The organism is Pseudomonas cichorii, assembly GCF_018343775.1.
GTDB classification, from domain to species: domain Bacteria; phylum Pseudomonadota; class Gammaproteobacteria; order Pseudomonadales; family Pseudomonadaceae; genus Aquipseudomonas; species Aquipseudomonas cichorii.
This window is the reverse complement of the sequence record NZ_CP074349.1, coordinates 5,939,774-5,955,457: the sequence shown is the minus strand read 5'-3', so window position 1 is coordinate 5,955,457 and position 15,684 is coordinate 5,939,774. Positions and strand designations below refer to the sequence as shown.

General features: G+C 60.8%; 13 protein-coding genes. 8 read left to right on the top strand and 5 right to left on the bottom strand.

What is annotated here, in order from left to right; genetic code table 11:
* Window positions 1-19 precede the first annotated feature (19 nt).
* Together KGD89_RS25745 and KGD89_RS25740 are read left to right on the top strand one after the other, a co-directional pair.
* Window positions 20-1,084 carry a sensor histidine kinase gene (locus KGD89_RS25745; protein WP_025262605.1) on the top strand — a complete coding sequence of 355 codons (1,065 nt, stop codon included), beginning with the start codon at window positions 20-22 and terminating at the stop codon, window positions 1,082-1,084.
* Window positions 1,084-1,737 (top strand): response regulator transcription factor, encoded by a 654-nt coding sequence (locus tag KGD89_RS25740; protein ID WP_025262604.1) that lies wholly within the window; start codon window positions 1,084-1,086, stop codon window positions 1,735-1,737. The genes KGD89_RS25745 and KGD89_RS25740 overlap by 1 nt, the downstream gene beginning before the upstream one ends.
* On the opposite strand, the gene KGD89_RS25735 is transcribed toward KGD89_RS25740, so the two are convergent.
* From KGD89_RS25735 to KGD89_RS25715, 5 genes are all read right to left on the bottom strand, one after another.
* Window positions 1,731-3,017 (bottom strand): glycoside hydrolase 5 family protein, encoded by a 1,287-nt coding sequence (locus KGD89_RS25735; protein ID WP_025262603.1) that lies wholly within the window; start codon window positions 3,015-3,017, stop codon window positions 1,731-1,733. The genes KGD89_RS25740 and KGD89_RS25735 overlap by 7 nt on opposite strands.
* A 9-nt stretch (window positions 3,018-3,026) precedes the next feature.
* Window positions 3,027-4,334, bottom strand: a complete 1,308-nt coding sequence (locus tag KGD89_RS25730) for a membrane protein (protein WP_025262602.1) — start codon at window positions 4,332-4,334, stop codon at window positions 3,027-3,029.
* 277 nt (window positions 4,335-4,611) lie between these two features.
* On the bottom strand, window positions 4,612-6,231 hold the full coding sequence (locus KGD89_RS25725; protein ID WP_025262601.1) for a glucan biosynthesis protein D: 1,620 nt from the start codon (window positions 6,229-6,231) through the stop codon (window positions 4,612-4,614).
* A 77-nt stretch (window positions 6,232-6,308) separates the two neighbouring features.
* Entirely contained in the window at window positions 6,309-6,557 is a 249-nt protein-coding gene (locus tag KGD89_RS25720) for a hypothetical protein (RefSeq protein WP_143008715.1), read from the bottom strand.
* Between the two features lie 84 nt (window positions 6,558-6,641).
* A complete protein-coding gene (locus KGD89_RS25715) occupies window positions 6,642-7,388 on the bottom strand; it encodes a YkgJ family cysteine cluster protein (RefSeq protein ID WP_025262599.1) in 747 nt (248 codons plus the stop codon).
* A gap of 267 nt (window positions 7,389-7,655) precedes the next feature.
* Here KGD89_RS25715 and KGD89_RS25710 point away from each other — a divergent pair, with 267 nt between their 5' ends.
* The 6 genes from KGD89_RS25710 to cfaB all read left to right on the top strand — a co-directional run bounded on the left by KGD89_RS25710 (window position 7,656) and on the right by cfaB (window position 15,683).
* Window positions 7,656-8,273, top strand: a complete 618-nt coding sequence (locus KGD89_RS25710) for a TetR/AcrR family transcriptional regulator (protein ID WP_038400113.1) — start codon at window positions 7,656-7,658, stop codon at window positions 8,271-8,273.
* A 95-nt stretch (window positions 8,274-8,368) separates the two neighbouring features.
* Window positions 8,369-10,318 carry a protease modulator HflK gene (gene hflK / locus KGD89_RS25705; RefSeq protein ID WP_025262597.1) on the top strand — a complete coding sequence of 650 codons (1,950 nt, stop codon included), beginning with the start codon at window positions 8,369-8,371 and terminating at the stop codon, window positions 10,316-10,318.
* Window positions 10,319-10,329: 11 nt separating this feature from the next.
* Window positions 10,330-11,355, top strand: a complete 1,026-nt coding sequence (gene hflC, locus KGD89_RS25700; protein ID WP_025262596.1) for a protease modulator HflC — start codon at window positions 10,330-10,332, stop codon at window positions 11,353-11,355.
* Window positions 11,352-12,389 carry a protease modulator HflK gene (gene hflK, locus KGD89_RS25695; RefSeq protein ID WP_025262595.1) on the top strand — a complete coding sequence of 346 codons (1,038 nt, stop codon included), beginning with the start codon at window positions 11,352-11,354 and terminating at the stop codon, window positions 12,387-12,389. Before hflC ends, hflK (KGD89_RS25695) begins: the two co-directional genes overlap by 4 nt.
* Window positions 12,386-14,299, top strand: coding sequence for a cation-translocating P-type ATPase (locus KGD89_RS25690; protein WP_025262594.1), 1,914 nt, complete (start codon window positions 12,386-12,388; stop codon window positions 14,297-14,299). Before hflK (KGD89_RS25695) ends, KGD89_RS25690 begins: the two co-directional genes overlap by 4 nt.
* Window positions 14,300-14,498: 199 nt before the next feature.
* A complete protein-coding gene (cfaB, locus tag KGD89_RS25685; RefSeq protein ID WP_025262593.1) occupies window positions 14,499-15,683 on the top strand; it encodes a C17 cyclopropane fatty acid synthase CfaB in 1,185 nt (394 codons plus the stop codon).
* Window position 15,684: the final 1 nt, after the last annotated feature.

The window sequence follows — 15,684 nt, the reverse complement described above, 5'->3', positions numbered from 1 at the left end:
CACCAGCGAGACACGGGCAATGCGTGAGTCGAAAACCTTTGGCAAGGCAGCAATGGCCGTTCGACTGGCCGCATTGCTCGCGCTGGCGGTGGCCATTGCGATTGCCGATACGCTGATGGATCTGGAAATTGCGGTAGGGGTTTTCCAGATCGCCGTGGTGCTCCTGGCGGCGCGCTTCATGCCGGCAGGTGGCGTGATCGCCGTCGCGCTGGGGTGTATGGGGTTGACCGTCATCAGCTACGAATTGACCACCTCCCGCTCCAGTGAGTCGGGGTTGATCAATTGCGGCATCAGCCTTCTGGCCATCGCCATGACCACCTATCTGGCGTTGCGCCTGGCAGCGGCGATCCGCACGGCTCACGAGGCGCGTACCCAGTTGGCGCAGATTGCGCGGGTCAACATGTTGGGCGAACTGACGGCGTCCATCGCCCATGAGGTCAACCAGCCGCTGGCGGCGATTGTCACCAGTGGCAACGCCGGTTTGCGCTGGCTGGCCAACGAGCCGGCGAACCTGCCCAAGGCCCGGCAGGCCATCGAGCGCATGATCGGCGATGCTAATCGGGCCAGCGATGTGATCGTGCATGTACGGGCGCTGGCAAAACCGGCCTCGACTCACAAGGAATGGGTAAGCGTGGCCGATGCCGTCGCCGAAATCGTTTCCCTCGCCCATAGTGAAATGAACCAGCAGGGCGTTACCCTGACGGTGGAAATTCCCGACGGCTTGCCGCCGCTGCTGGCCGATCGTGTGCAGATCCAGCAGGTGCTGCTGAACATGATGCTCAACGCGATGGACGCCATGAGCGGTCTTGAGTCGGGTCAGGCCCAATTGCAGGTGGTGGTGGACTGGCGCGCAGGCTCGGATGTCCGGTTTTCTGTATCCGATAATGGCATCGGCGTCCCGGCGGAACATCTCGAGCGGATTTTTGATGCCTTCTACACGACCAAGGAACAGGGGATGGGGATTGGTCTGGCAATCAGCCGCTCCATTATCGAGGCCCATGGCGGCCGCATCTGGGTGACGCCCGGCGAGCAGGGCGGCGCGACGTTTCATTTCACCCTGCCTACCGCAAAGATGGAGAGCTGATGAAAACAATCGTTCCGGCGCCGCAGGACGAAGAACCGATCATTTACGTGGTCGACGACGATCAGTCGGTGCGTTCCTCTCTGGAGGATTTGCTGGCCTCGGTCGGGCTGCGCGCCATGCTGTTCGGTTCAACCCGGGAGTTCCTCGACAGCCCGCGACCCGATGCGCCCGGTTGCCTGATTCTGGACGTGCGGATGCCGGGCATGAGCGGCCTGGATTTTCAGAGCGAGATGGTGAAGTGGGGGCTCGGGCTGCCGGTGATTTTCATCACCGGGCATGGCGATATCCCGATGTCGGTGCGGGCGATGAAGGCGGGTGCTCTGGAGTTTCTGACCAAACCTTTTCGTGAGCAGGATTTGCTGGATGCGATCCAGCAGGGTCTGGTGCGGGATCGGGCAAGACGTCAGGTCCGTGCCGTGGAAACCGAGTTGCAGCGGCGTCATGCAAGCCTGAATGCGGGGGAGCAGCAGGTGATGGAGCTTGTGGTCAGCGGCCTGTTGAACAAGCAGATTGCGGATCGGCTCAACGTGAGCGAAATAACGGTCAAGGTCCGACGTGGCTCGGTCATGCGCAAGATGCAGGCTGACTCTCTGGCGGATCTGGTCAAGTTTGCCGAGCGTCTTCAGTCATCAGGCGCGCCGCTGGATCAGTGATTGCGGCTCAGGCTGATGATCTTGGGGAAGTTGGTCAGCCTGACCGAGGTCGAGCAGCGGCTGGCCTGGCACTGCCATGATTGCTTGCTGTCGATGCGGCCCTGTTCGGGGTTGATGGTATCGGTCAGCCTCACCGGTCCGCTCATGGGCCGTTCGCTGACGATCTGCTCATCCGTTGGCTGGCCGATGGCCCAGGCCACCAGGACCCGCTCATCGTCCTTGTCGAAGTACAACAGGTAAGTGCTGTCGCTCAGGGTGCTGGCCTGGGCGTCGTAGGTGTAACTGCTGATGATCGGCGCGATGGCTTGCATCATGGCGTAGGCAGGCTTGGGCGACAGGTCTTCATTGAGCACCCCGAAGTTATGTTCCTGGTCGTAGCGGTTCGGCCCGTCATTGAACAGGTCGTACCACCACAGGCCTTTGACATTGGGGATCGTGCGCGCCAGGAAAAAGATCCGCGCCATGTAGACGGCCTGGGTGACCTCGCTCTTGCCGCAGGGTCCCTGATGGCTGGGCCAGCCCATTTCCGTGAGGTAGAGCGGCACGGCACGGCCCACGCGGGTGCGGATGTCCTGCTCGTAGCGAGTCATCCAGCGCACCCAGGCTTCCGGTGTATTGCCGTTGGTGGCAGAGCAATGGGCGTAAGGATGCAGGGAAAGACCGTCCACCAGATCCAGCACGCCACTTTCGATCAGGCCGTCCGCGAAGCCGCCGTTCATGCCATCGCGGGTAATTGCACCCGCCAGGATCTTCGCCTGGGTGCCATTGACGTCGCGGGTATTCTTGCGAATCACTGGCACGGTGCTGGTGACCAGATCGGCATAGTCCAGGCTGAGCTTGCGGTCTTTCGGCCCGTCCAGATCCCACTCGTTCCAGACCTCGTAGAAACTCACCTTGTTGCCCAGTTGCCGGCTGACGTAGTCGACATACTTCAAGAACGCCGCTGTCACCTCGGGCGTGCGGGGCTTGGCGTTGCCATGAAACGAGGTGCTGTAACCCAGAATGGCCGTTCTGCTGAGGTTCAGGTCACTGGCCATGTTCAGGTAGTTTCGCCATTGAGGGATGATGCGCCACTGATTGGGGCTGGGCTCGGCGGTGGACCAGAAGATATCGTCCCTGACCGCATTGAAGCCTGCCTGCCCGGCGAGATTCAGCGGTTGCCTCAGTTGGTGATCGAAATTCATCAGATGGGTGCCGATCCCCGTCAGAAAGACCGGCTCTTCCTGGGCCGATGCGTGACCGGCCAGGCAGCCAAGCAGCAGCCATGCAAGGGTTCTCATGTCGTGGCCTCAGTGCGGAGCGGGTAGGGCGTTGATCTGCATGTGCGCTGGGCCGTTCGCCTGCACATCCTCTTCACGCCGGGCGAACAGCACATGCCCCACGGCCAGACCGATGAACAGGTTGGCCACCGTCACCTCGAAGATATCCGTGGTCCAGCTGATCAGGCAGCAACAGAAACCGATCGCCAGCAACATGCGGCTCAACGGGTTTTGTTCGTTGATCAGAGCGAAGAACAGGGGAATCTGCAGCGCATACAGCAACAGCCCGCTAATCCCCAGCATCACCCACAGGTAGACGACGCTGCTGTCGATGGTCATGAAGATGTCGGCGCCCGGAACCGGAAACATCGTCAGCGTACTGCCGACCATTCCGAACCCCGCTCCGGTCATGCCCCAGCCGGCCAGAGTCATGGCGTCGACGATGTTGGGCCAGGTGTTGTTCAGTCGGTCATACAGCGACGCCAGCGAGCTGCCGCCGCTGCTGACTGTCCGGGCATCGAAGTCATGCAAAAGCCCAAGCGTCGGCAGCAGCAAGCCGGCCATGACCGCCAGGATGCAGGCCAGTCGACAGGGCCAGGTCATCCGCTGGATCAGCAGTAAACCGAGGGTCAGCACGAAGGCGACGGCGGGCGCCTTGCTGGTAGTCAGCACGATTCCGTAGAGCGCCACTGTGCTCAGCAGCAGGATGAGTGGCCGCGAACGGATAAACATCAGCAGGTACAGGCTGTAGAGGGCGATGAGGATCGACAGCAGGCTCGACATCCGGGCGAAACCGGCAATCCGGTCTTCATCGTCCGCACTCCATGACATATTGGCGCTGAGCTGCGTTTCGCCCACGCTGTAGGTGTAGCCTTTCCAGGGCACGAAGGTGTACTTGTCCAGTGCCAGGCCCGCCAGTGACGCCAGCAGGCAAAAGCCGATGGCCCAGGCGAGCAGTTTTCTGCGCCGGAACAGGTATTCGCTGCACACCAGCCCGAAAAACAGCGGGCTCAAGGCGAACAGGCTGAAGGCAATATTGAACAGGCTGGCGCCATGCAGCATCGCCAGCATCGCGAAAAACACCCACAGCAACATGCACGCCCAGAACAGCCTTCCGGCCCTGAAAGTGCGCAACTCCAGGGCAAACAACAGGACGCATGCCATCTTGGGCACATAGAGCAGCGGGCTGATGCCTGCCTTGTCGAAGTAGAAGCGCAGCACGCCGGAAAAGGTTTCGACCAGGATCAGGCCGATGACCACCCACACGACGACGGTCGATTTATCGAATGACAGGATCGACGGCTTCTCGGCCGTCTTGTCCGCAGGGTTCAACTCCATGATGTCGGCCTTCTGAAGAGCGTCAGGAATTTCGGATGGGCAAAGCTACCGCCCTCGACCGCGACAGGCGGGTCGATAAGGGAAGAACTGAAGGAGGGAAGAGCAGGTCTGGAGCGAATGCTCGCAACGGCGTGACAAGGGATATATCAGACGCAGTTCACGGAGCTGTCAACTTTAAAGGTGTTGCAGGACCGGATTTATCCAGGAGGAGGCCGTTACATTCACAGCCTCTTTACCATCAGCAATCACGTTTGCGGATGAATCCGGTCCTGCAGGGTTATGGGTACTTGCGTCTGTCCGGAGCAGGCGGGAAGTACTGGTACAGCCAGGTCTCGCTCAGGGTGCGATCCCCGGTGCGGATGAACATGCGCATTTCCACCGGCTCTACCGAGTCGCTGTCAGGCAGCCAGTCGAAGGTGATGCGGTAACCCTTGATGTCAGGCAGTACCAGGATGTTGAAGTCCTGAACCTTGCCGTGGGAAACCTTCAGCACCGGCTCGATGCCTGTGCCTTCTGGCAGGCGGTCCAGACCGCCGCCGTGGAAGTCCACAGCAAAACGGCGTGCCCAGTATTTCGGGTAGTGCTCGCCGGGAGCCCAGCCTTCGGTGAAGCCGCCCATGCCCGAACGGGTCGCATTGACCTGAGCCAGCGGAGTGCTGACCGGTGGCAGAGGGCTCCAGAACAGCTTGTAACCGTAGTTGAGTGACTCGCCCGCCTTGACCTTGGCCTTGGGGGTCCAGAACACCACGATGTTATCCATCGTTTCGCCGGTGGTCGGGATCTCCAGCAGACTGATTTCGCCCTCACCCCATGCCGTGGTCGGCTCGACCCACAGGCTCGGGCGACGGTGGTACCAGACCACGGTGTCCTGATAGCTGGCAAAGTTGTGGTCGTACTGCACAAGGCCGAAGCCCTTCGGATCTTTATCAGAGAAGGCGTTGAACTGCAGTTTGGCCGGGTTGTTCAGCGGACGGCAGATCCACTCGCCGTTACCGCGCCACATGGCCAGCCGGTCGGAGTCGTGCAGTTGTGGGTGAATCGAGTCGCACATGCGGCGCTCGTGGGTGCCACAACTGAACATGCTGGTCATCGGCGTGATGCCCAGTTGCTCGATGTCGGCCCGCGCATTGATGTGTGCGTCGACTTCCATCACCACCTGACCGGATTGGCAATCGATGTCGAAGCGATACGCACCGGTGGCGCTCGGCGAGTCCAGCAGGGCGTAGACCACGAAACGGGTAGCGTTCTTGTCCGGCGTCTCGAACCAGAACTTGGTGAAGTCTGGAAACTCTTCCTGACGCTTGGCGTAGGTGTCGATGGCCAGACCGCGTGCCGACAGGCCGTACTGATTGTTGCCGTCCACTGCGCGGAAGTAGCTGGCACCCAGGAACGACACGATATCGTTGACGGCAATTTGCGGGGCCTTGAACAGTTTGAACCCGGCAAAGCCCAGGTCACCCTTGACCAGGTTCTTGTCGATGCCGCTGTTCTCGTAGTTGAACAGCTCGTGACGGAAATGCACTTCCCGCGCCTGTTTGGTCTTGGCGTCGAGGCTGTACATACGCACGGGGGTCTTGAAGCCCATGCCGACGTGGAAGAACTGCACGTCCAGTTGGCCTTTGACGTCGTTCCACAAGGAGTGCGCGGCGTCGTAGCGGATGGCGTTGAACTGCAACGGCGTCATGTCCGCCAGTACCGGCGGCAGCACCTGCTTGGTGCTGACATAGGCCTTGCCGGCCAGTTGTTTGGCGTGAGCCTGCAATGTCGGGAAATCGAAATGCTCTATCTCGCCGTCCGCAGCAGCGGCAAGTGCTCGCGCAGCAAAAAGCCCCGAGGCCGGCAAGCTGCTGTAGGCGGCCAACGCCATGGAAGCTTTAAGGAGATTCCTGCGATTCATAAAAGTGAAGCCTCTGAGTAATTCTGTGCGTCCTGCACAAGAAAATGGCGCGCCAACGACTCCTTGCCGAACGCAAACTACCCACAACAGATAACAAAGACGAGATGCTGTTCCAAAATAGGTGCAAAAAAATGCCGCTCATCGTCAATGAACAGGGACTGAGAGGGGCGAGTGGCGAGGGATTTCAGGGACGCTGCGGCAACACCGGGATGGCTGGTGACCGCTTGGCACAAGGCTTTCAGACGAGTCGGGTGCGGATGAGCGTTCAGGAAGGTGAGTGTGCGGGACGTCGGGAAGCCATTTGCCATGCAATATTCAGCAATCATTTTGCCATGCCTGTCGGGCACTCCAACCCGTTAATCGGGGGGTGTTCACAGGCTTGAATGCCAGATGCTTTTGTCGTTGCCCTGCTACAGTTTGTGAAAGATATAGTCACAATCATCGGGGGCGGCCAGCGGGACATGGTGTGCAAGCAGGCGCTCACGCAGTTGCGGATCGTCGGCCCGTACTTTCCAGTTTTCGCTCCAGTCCTCCACGGCGGCCTCCTTGCTGCTGCGTATCGCATCCATCAGTTGCAAACGCTCCGGGAAATAGACGGCGAATGCATCCTCCTTCCAACTGGCCACCTTGATGCCCAGTTGCGCGCAGACGGCTATCTTGGTTGCTGCATCAACGATGTCGGCCTGTCTGGACCGGTTGACCAGCGCCTGAAGTTCGGGATTGGCTACGCCATCGGTGCACAGAATGTCGCCGCTTTCCCAAGACTCGGGCGGACAGATCTTGTTGTCCTTGCTGACCTCGATGAATGGATTGATTTCCATCGGGTAAATCCGGCAGACCAGCGGGCGTTCTTCATAGATGCCGCACAGGTTGTCCGCCCGCAGATTCGGGCATTGCTCAAGGGCATTGCCAGCGAACACAGCAATAACGCGAATGCTGCTCTGGGCATCGTTGACCGCGACCGACCGGCCAGCGCTGTGGGCGTATTGTCTTGAGTCGGCTGGCCAGGTCAGCTCGTTGAAAGCCTCCAGTATCACCGCTACATCGTGTCCGCGAGCCAGCCATTGCTCGGCTTCGTTCAGCGTCAAGGGCACAAGACGACCTTTACAGCAGATCCCGCAACCCACGCAGTTATATCGGATTACATTGCTTTGCATGTTCCATACCTGGAGCTACAGATGCATTGGCACGGACGAGCCTGTGCTCAGGCTGGAAGCTTGAGCCAGACCGTCATTTTGTTTTGGGGTGTGAGCTATAGACCTGATCGGATTCCACGCTCGACGTCAGGACGGGTTGCCTGTTTACGGGCCAACTTGTAACCATTTATGTGACATACTTTTTCAAGCCTATATTTCGTAACGTTCATTACGAAAAGCTTTTATCCCGGCCGCGCAGACGCTGTCAAACATTTCGTAGCGATCATTATGAAAACAGTCGAATCTAAAAAATCGGGACGTCCGCTTTCTTTTGACCGCGATGTCGTACTTGAAAAGGCGATGTTTGCTTTCTGGGAACATGGCTATGAGTCCACGTCCATGGCCACGCTGACGAAAGCAATGGGGGTTACGGCTCCAAGCATCTATGCCGCCTTCGGAGACAAGAAACAGCTTTTCCTGGAGGCTGTGGATCTGTATCTAAAAAAGGGAATGGCTTCCAGGAAGGCGCTGGCTGCGAACGCAACCGTGCGTGAAAGCGTGCTGAGTTCATTGCGGCATGCGATAGAGATGTTTACGACCAATGCCGACTCTTCCGGGTGCCTGCTCGCCACGGCTGCGGTCAGTTGTTCGGAGTCGGCTGCTGATGTTCGCGAACATCTGGCTGCAATTCGCCGTGGCATGGAAGATGACCTCGTCTCAACGATCAGGGACGGTATCCAGAAAGGTGAACTTCCTCCTGGCACTGACGCTTCGGTTCTGGCCGGGTTTTTCATGGCAACCCTTCAGGGATTGGCGGCACTGGCACGCGACGGAGCGGATCGGCAGAGGCTGTTTGAGATCGTGGATGTGGCCATGTCTGTCTGGCCATCTCCTTCAGAGAGATAGCGGCCAGAGACGCGGAATCACCTGACGAAAGTTTCACGATAAGCGTTATATCGTAACGCTATCATTCACGGCATTAGTCAGATTCCGGGGTAGCGATGCGGGTTGATCTGGATGTAGGGCACGCTGACCTCGAAGGGCTGCCGCGCTTTCAACTGGCTGCACAGCAGGCCCGGCGCCTGAGTCGGCTCAGGTATCTGGTTGTCGGTGCGGGCATTACCGGGCTGGTGCTGGCGCTGTTCATCGATCTTTTTTCCCCAAGCTCCTTGTGGATGGCGGTGCTGGTCAACAGCGCGGCGGCCTTTTTGCTGCTGGCGGCGGGTCTGCAATCGGCTCTGTCGGTGGCCCGCTGGCGTGCTGGCGTCATGGGCACAGTCGCGCCGCTGGAACAGAGCCAGACGTTGCCGCAGATCGACGAAAGCGGCTGGTATGAGCGCCTGCTGACCCGCTTCAGCGATGCAGGCCAATCCTTGCTTGCCCAACTGGGCGCGTCGGCCTTGTGGCTCGCGGGCTGGTCGCTGCTGGCGCTGATCTGCATTCGTCTGGTCTGGAACCTGAGCTTGCCCGGCACCGAACTGTCTTCTGTCGCCAATCTGGCAGGCAGCCTCATGCTGCTGATGGCTTTCGGTTTGCTGGTGCTGGAGCGGCAGTTCAGTCACGAACAACGTGCCCAATGGCCCGAAGCCGGGCAACTGGCGCAACTGACCCGCATGGTGATCGGGGTCTTGCTGCTGGGTGCGCTGTGTCTGTTCTTCGCCAGTGTCGATCGTATCTGGCCGCCACGGCTGGCGGTACTGATCGGCATTCTGCCGACCTTGGTGGCCATCGAATTCCTGTTGCGCGCTGCGCTGTCGTTCTTCACCCCACGCAATGAGCGTCTTGAGCCTCGCCTGATGGCCAGCAGTCTCATGGCAGACCTGCTGCGCTGGCCGCCGCGCCCGTTGCTGGTGTTGCATCATGAATTGCACAACCGCTTCGGTATCGACCTGCGTCAGATCTGGGCGCTGAGCTACATACGACGCGCTTTTCTGCCGGTACTGGCGGTGGTTGCAGCCTTGGGCTGGGCGCTGACCGGCGTGCATGAAATCCCCATGCAGGGCCGCGGGATCTATGAGCGTTTCGGCAAGCCTGGCGAGGTGTTCGGGCCGGGCCTGCATGTCGGGTTGCCCTGGCCGTTCGGCAAGGTGCTGTCGGTGGAAAACGGAGTGGTTCACGAGATGGCCACCAGCGTTTCCGAAGCCAGTGCCGTGGAGCAGCTTCTGGACCCTGCCGAAGGTCCACCGCCTGTCAGCGCCAATCGCCTGTGGGACGCCAGCCACATCAATGAAAAATCTCAGGTCATCGCCAGCAGTGCAGGGGACAAGCAGAGCTTCCAGGTGGTGAACATGGATGTGCGCTTTGTCTATCGCATCGGCCTGAGCGATGCCGCCGCGCTGGCCGCGACCTACAACAGCGCCGATGTACCGACCCTGATTCGCAGCACCGCCAGCCGTGTGCTGGTTCATGATTTTGCTTCCCGCACGCTGGATGAATTGCTCGGTGAGCAACGCACAGGGCTGGCCGAAGACATTGGCAAGGCGGTGCAGGCGGATCTGCAGCGCCTGGACAGCGGCGTGGAAATTCTCGCCACGGTGGTGGAGGCCATCCATCCGCCAGCCGGTGCCGCCAATGCCTATCATGCCGTGCAGGCTGCGCAGATCGGCGCCCAAGCCTTGATCGCCCGAGAGCGCGGCGCAGCCAGTGCGCAAGCCAGTCAGGCGCAACTCAATGCCAGCGTCGCCCATGACCAGGCCAGCGCCAATGCCCGGGAAGTGCTGGCCACTGCCCAAGGCGCAGACCTGCGTTTCAGTGCCGAGCGCCAGGCTTACGCCAAGGCCGGGCAAGCTTTTCTGCTGGAGCAATACCTGACCCAGCTCAGCCATGGCCTGAGCAACGCCAGATTGCTGGTTCTCGATCACCGTCTGGGCGGCAACAGTGCGCCGACCATCGACCTTCGCACCTTCACCCCACCGGCAGACCCAACGGCGCCGCGTAAAGCCGTTCAGTAAGGAGTCGTCCCTTGAGTCTGTTCCATCATCACCATGATCATCACGACCACAGCGACCATGCCCATGCCGGGCATCATCACCATCACCACGACGAAGCTGCGGTGCCGGGGAAGCGCGCCTGGCTGCGCATGGGCCTGGCGGGTCTGCTGATCGTCTTTGCTCTGGCGGCGGCGAGTCTGGTGCAGGTTCGCTCCGGTGAGGCGACGGTGATTACCCGTTTCGGCAATCCGTCCCGCGTCTTGCTGGAGCCGGGCCTGAGCTGGCGCTGGCCTGCGCCGTTCGAGACGACGATTCCTGTGGACCTTCGCTTGCGTACCACCTCCAGCGGTTTGCAGGACGTGGGGACTCGTGATGGCCTGCGGATCATCGTTCAGGCCTATGTGGCGTGGCAGGTGCAGGGCGACGGGGACAACGTGCAGCGTTTCATGCGCGCCGTACAGAACCAGCCCGATGAGGCCGCCCGGCAGATCCGTACTTTCGTGGGTTCTGCGCTGGAAACCACGGCCAGCAGTTTCGACCTGTCGAGTCTGGTCAATACCGATGCCAGCAAGGTGAACATCACCGGCTTCGAGAACCAGTTGCGCCAGCAGATCGAGCAGCAGTTGCTTTCCACCTATGGCGTGAAAGTCCTGCAGGTAGGTGTCGAGCGTCTGACCTTGCCATCGGTGACGCTCAATGCCACGGTCGACCGGATGCGCGCCGAGCGTGAAACCATCGCCACCGAACGCACGGCTGCCGGCAAGCGCGAAGCCGCACAGATCCGTTCGGCCGCCGAGCGTGATGCGCGGATTGTCGAAGCCGATGCCACGGTCAAGGCCGCGGATATCGAAGCACAGTCGCGGGTCGAAGCCGCCGAGATCTATGGCCGCGCCTATGCGGGTTCGCCGCAGCTCTACAACCTGCTGCGTTCCCTCGACACCCTGGGCACGGTGGTGACGCCGGGCTCCAGGCTGATCCTGCGCACTGACGCTGCGCCGTTCCGGGTCTTGGTGGACGGGCCGCCCACGCTGGACGCCAAGAGCGGATCGCAACCATGAGCGAGCCTTCAAGCCCATGGTTGCAGGCCAGCCGCCTGGCGTTTCTGGGGTTGTATGGGGTGACGCTGCTGGCGGCATTGGGCTGGGTGACCTCCAACGTGCGGCAGATCGATCCCCAGAACCGCGCCGTGGTCATGCGTTTCGGTGAACTGGAACGGATACAAAACGCCGGTTTGCTGATTGCCTGGCCGCAGCCGCTGGAGCGTGTGGTTCTGCTGCCTTCGGCGGATCGGGTGATCGAGCGCCGGGTGGAAACCCTGCTGCGTTCGCCTCAGGCCCAGAAGGCCGATGAGGTTGCCACCTTTGCTGTGCCCATGAGTGATGCCCTGGCGGGCTCGGGCTTTCTGCTGACCGGCGATGCGGGTGTCGTGCAACTGGACGTGACGGTGTTCTACAAGGTGATCGACCCGTACGCCTTCGTCCTGCAGGGCGAACATGTGCTGCCTGCCCTGGACCGGCTGGTCAATCGCAGTGCCGTGACGCTGACGGCGGGGCGTGACCTGGACACCATTCTGGTTGCCCGTCCCGAACTGATCGGGGTCGACAGCCAGGCAGCTGAGCGGCGCGAGCGTCTGCGTGGCGATCTGGTGCGCGGTATCAACCAGCGTCTGGCCGAACTGGCTGCGACAGGTTCGGGCGTGGGCATAGAAGTGGCGCGGGTGGATGTACAGTCCAGTCTGCCCAAGGCCGCCGTCAATGCGTTCAACGCTGTGCTGACCGCCAGCCAGCAGGCGGATCAGGCCGTGGCCAATGCCCGTAACGAGGCAGAAAAACTCACCCAGGCTGCCAATCAGCAGTCCGACCGAACCTTGCAGGTCGCCCACGCCCAGGCGTCGGAGCGACTGGCCAAGGCCCAGACAGATACCGCGACCGTGGCCAGCCTCTCGCAGTCAGTCCAGAATCGTAATGATCCGGGTCTGTTGCAGCGCCTTTATCGCGAGCGCGTGCCGAAAATTCTCGGACAGGCCGGATCGGTCACGACGGTCAATCCCAAAGACGATTCCCGCCTGATCATTCAGGGAGCCGAACAATGAGTGGCGAAGCCGTTCACACCCACGCCAGACCCGAAGCGACCAGCCTGCTGAGCGGGGCGGAGCAACGTAGCGCGGCCCGTCAGTTGACCCTGGCCATGCTGGCTTTGGGCTTATTGGGGCTGGGCCTGATCTGGCGTTTGATTGCGCCTGAGCAGACCGGCGTCAGCCAGTTGCTGCTGGGTGCGGCCTCGCTGCTGGTGGCGATCCCGGTGATCAGTGCTGGCTGGCACAGTTTGCGGCACCCGAGCCTGCACGGGATTACCGACCAGTTGATTGCTCTGGCGATGCTGGGCGCATGGGCTACAGGCGACCTCATGACGGCGGCGTTGCTGCCGATCATCATGATTTTCGGGCATGTGCTGGAAGAGCGTAGCGTCATCGGTTCCCAGGAAGCCATTCAGGCGCTTGGCCAGTTGACCCGCAGCCACGCGCGACTGATCAAGGCCGATGGCTGCGTGCATGAAGTGGATAACTCGACGCTGCAGGCGGGCGATCAGGTCGAGGTACGGGCTGGTGATCGGGTTCCAGCCGATGGCCGGGTGCTTTCCGGTCAGGCCAGCCTCGATACTTCCTCCATTACCGGTGAGTCCGTACCGCTGGAGGCTCAGGCGGGCATGGAAGTCTACGGCGGGGCGATCAACCTGGATGGCCTGCTGCGCATTGAAGTGACGCGCACCGGCGACCAGTCCACGCTGGGTAAGGTCATCGCGTTGATGCAGAACGCCGAGCGTTCCAAGCCGCCCATCACTCGTCTGCTGGAGCGCTATGCCGGCAGTTACATGGTGCTGGTTCTGTTGATTGCTGCGCTGACCTGGTTCATCACTCAGGATGCACAGGCGATGCTGGCCGTGCTGGTCGCTGCCTGTCCGTGTGCGCTGGTGCTTTCGGCTCCGGCCACGGCGATTGCCGGGATTGCCGTGGCTGCCCGTCACGGGATTCTGATCCGCAGTTCGGCATTTCTCGAAGAGCTGGCGGACCTGACTTCTCTGGTTGTGGATAAAACCGGCACCCTGACGTTTGGCACCTTGCGCCTGCAATCGATACAGGACAGCGCAGGGCATGCAGACCTGTTGCCACTGGCCGCGAGCCTCGGGTCGGCCAGCAGCCATCCGGTCAGTCGCGCACTGGCCGGGCTTGTGGATAAAGATCAACTGCTGCCGCTCAGCGATATTCGCGAGCGCCAGGGGCTGGGAGTGGTGGCTTCGACTGCCCATGGCGAAGCGGCATTGGGGCGTCCCGAGTTGTTCGAGCAACTGGGCATTGCCACGCCAGCGGTGCCCGAGCATGACGGCCCGCTGGCCGGGCTGGCGCTGGACGGCGTCTTTCAGGCCTGGTTGCTGTTGTCCGACACGCTCAAGCCCGAGGCAAATAAAGCGCTGGGCGAATTGCGTGAGCTGGGCCTGGGACGGCAATTGTTGCTGACTGGTGATCGCCAGACCGTGGCTGACACGCTGGCGCGGGAAGTGGGGATCGTCGATGTCCAGGCTCAGGCCCTGCCAGAAGACAAGCTCAACCGGGTCAAAGGTGAAATTGCCCAGGGCTTCAGGCCCATGGTGGTGGGTGACGGAATCAACGATTCGCTGGCCTTGAAGGCCGGTGTCGTCGGCGTCGCCATGGGCGCAGGTGGCGCCGATATCGCCCTGGCTTCGGCGGATATCGTGCTGATCGGCAGCGACTTGCGTCGCCTTGGCACTTGCGTGCGCCTGAGCCGTCTATGTCGTCAGACCTTGCAAGTGAACGTGGTCATTGGCCTGGGCTGGACATTGGCTATCGTTGCACTGGCAGCCTTCGGTTTGCTGGGTGTAGCGGGCGCCATGCTGGCCGCGGTGCTGCATAACCTCAGCACCTTGCTGGTACTGGGCAATGCCGGGCGGTTGCTGCGTTTTCAGGAGCCCTTACTAAAATTGTAAGACGGCGCTCAAGCTTGAAGAACTCCGTTACAAATTGATGGTCATTCAAGACTAGGGTGATCCATGAAAGGCTGCACGTTTGGCTCGAATCATTGGGCACAAGGCCGTTCCCTGTAATTTTTTCCCTGCCAATAGCCTCGGTTGCGGTTGAACCGCCTGGACTGCCCTTTTCCAGCTTCTGGATAGGGGGGCAATTGATATGAACGTGCAACTTCCATCGGCCTTGCAGAATCTCCACCTGCCATTGCGCCTCAAGCTCTGGGACGGCCATGAGCTGGATCTGGGGCCTGCGCCCAGTGTCACGATTGTCGTCAAGGACCCGCAACTGGTGTCCGATTTCAGCCACCCAAGTCTCGGCCTGCTGGGCAGCGCCTTTGTAGAGGGGCGGCTGGAGCTGGAAGGCTCCATCAGTGAAGTCATCAGGGTCTGCGACGAGCTGACCCGCGCCTTGCTGGAAAATGAAGACGCCAGCTCTCCCGTGCGAACCCGGCACGACAAGGCCACCGATGCGGCATCGATTGCCTATCACTATGACCTGTCCAACAGCTTTTACCAGCTCTGGCTCGATCAGGAGATGGTCTATTCCTGCGCCTACTTCAAGACCGGCAGGGAGACGCTGGAGCAGGCGCAGCAGGACAAATTCCAGCATCTGTGCCGCAAGCTGCGTCTCAAGCCCGGCGAGTACCTGCTGGATGTGGGCTGTGGTTGGGGCGGTCTGTCGCGTTTTGCGGCCCGGGAGTATGGGGTCAAGGTGTTCGGTATCACCTTGAGCCAGGAACAGTTGGCGCTCTCCCGTGAGCGAGTCAACGCCGAGGGTCTGCAGGACAGGGTCGAGCTGCAATTACTCGATTACCGCGATCTGCCTCAGGACCAGCGCTTCGACAAGGTGGTCAGTGTGGGCATGTTCGAGCATGTGGGTCACGGCAACCTGCCGCTCTATACCCAGTGTCTTTCGGGTGCAGTGAAGGAGGGCGGGCTGGTGATGAACCACGGTATTACCGCCCTGCATACCGATGGCCGTCCGGTGGGGCGTGGTGCCGGGGAGTTCATCGACCGTTACGTGTTCCCCAATGGCGAGCTGCCTCATTTGGCGATGATCAGCGCGCATATCAGTGACGCGGGGCTGGAAATCGTCGATGTCGAAAGCCTGCGCCTGCATTACGCCCGCACCCTGGAGCACTGGAGCGCTCGCCTTGAGGCGCGCCTGAGCGAAGCCGCTGCGCTGGTGCCCGAACACACCTTGCGTATCTGGCGGCTGTATCTGGCTGGTTGTTCCTATGCCTTCGCCAGAGGATGGATCAATCTGCACCAGATTCTGGCGGTCAAACCCTTTGCCCATGGGGGGCATAGCTTGCCGCTGACCCGTGAAGACATTTATCGCTGAG

What these genes read in the sequence shown, in the direction of transcription:
- hflK (WP_025262597.1), top strand. Translation starts at nt 8,369, where the DNA reads ATGCGGGTTGATCTGGATGTAGGGCACGCTGACCTCGAAGGGCTGCCG.
- KGD89_RS25745 (WP_025262605.1), top strand. Translation starts at nt 20, where the DNA reads ATGCGTGAGTCGAAAACCTTTGGCAAGGCAGCAATGGCCGTTCGACTG.
- KGD89_RS25740 (WP_025262604.1), top strand. Translation starts at nt 1,084, where the DNA reads ATGAAAACAATCGTTCCGGCGCCGCAGGACGAAGAACCGATCATTTAC.
- KGD89_RS25725 (WP_025262601.1), bottom strand. Translation starts at nt 6,231, where the DNA reads ATGAATCGCAGGAATCTCCTTAAAGCTTCCATGGCGTTGGCCGCCTAC.
- KGD89_RS25720 (WP_143008715.1), bottom strand. Translation starts at nt 6,557, where the DNA reads ATGATTGCTGAATATTGCATGGCAAATGGCTTCCCGACGTCCCGCACA.
- hflK (WP_025262595.1), top strand. Translation starts at nt 11,352, where the DNA reads ATGAGCGAGCCTTCAAGCCCATGGTTGCAGGCCAGCCGCCTGGCGTTT.
- KGD89_RS25730 (WP_025262602.1), bottom strand. Translation starts at nt 4,334, where the DNA reads ATGGAGTTGAACCCTGCGGACAAGACGGCCGAGAAGCCGTCGATCCTG.
- KGD89_RS25715 (WP_025262599.1), bottom strand. Translation starts at nt 7,388, where the DNA reads ATGCAAAGCAATGTAATCCGATATAACTGCGTGGGTTGCGGGATCTGC.
- KGD89_RS25690 (WP_025262594.1), top strand. Translation starts at nt 12,386, where the DNA reads ATGAGTGGCGAAGCCGTTCACACCCACGCCAGACCCGAAGCGACCAGC.
- KGD89_RS25710 (WP_038400113.1), top strand. Translation starts at nt 7,656, where the DNA reads ATGAAAACAGTCGAATCTAAAAAATCGGGACGTCCGCTTTCTTTTGAC.
- KGD89_RS25735 (WP_025262603.1), bottom strand. Translation starts at nt 3,017, where the DNA reads ATGAGAACCCTTGCATGGCTGCTGCTTGGCTGCCTGGCCGGTCACGCA.
- cfaB (WP_025262593.1), top strand. Translation starts at nt 14,499, where the DNA reads ATGAACGTGCAACTTCCATCGGCCTTGCAGAATCTCCACCTGCCATTG.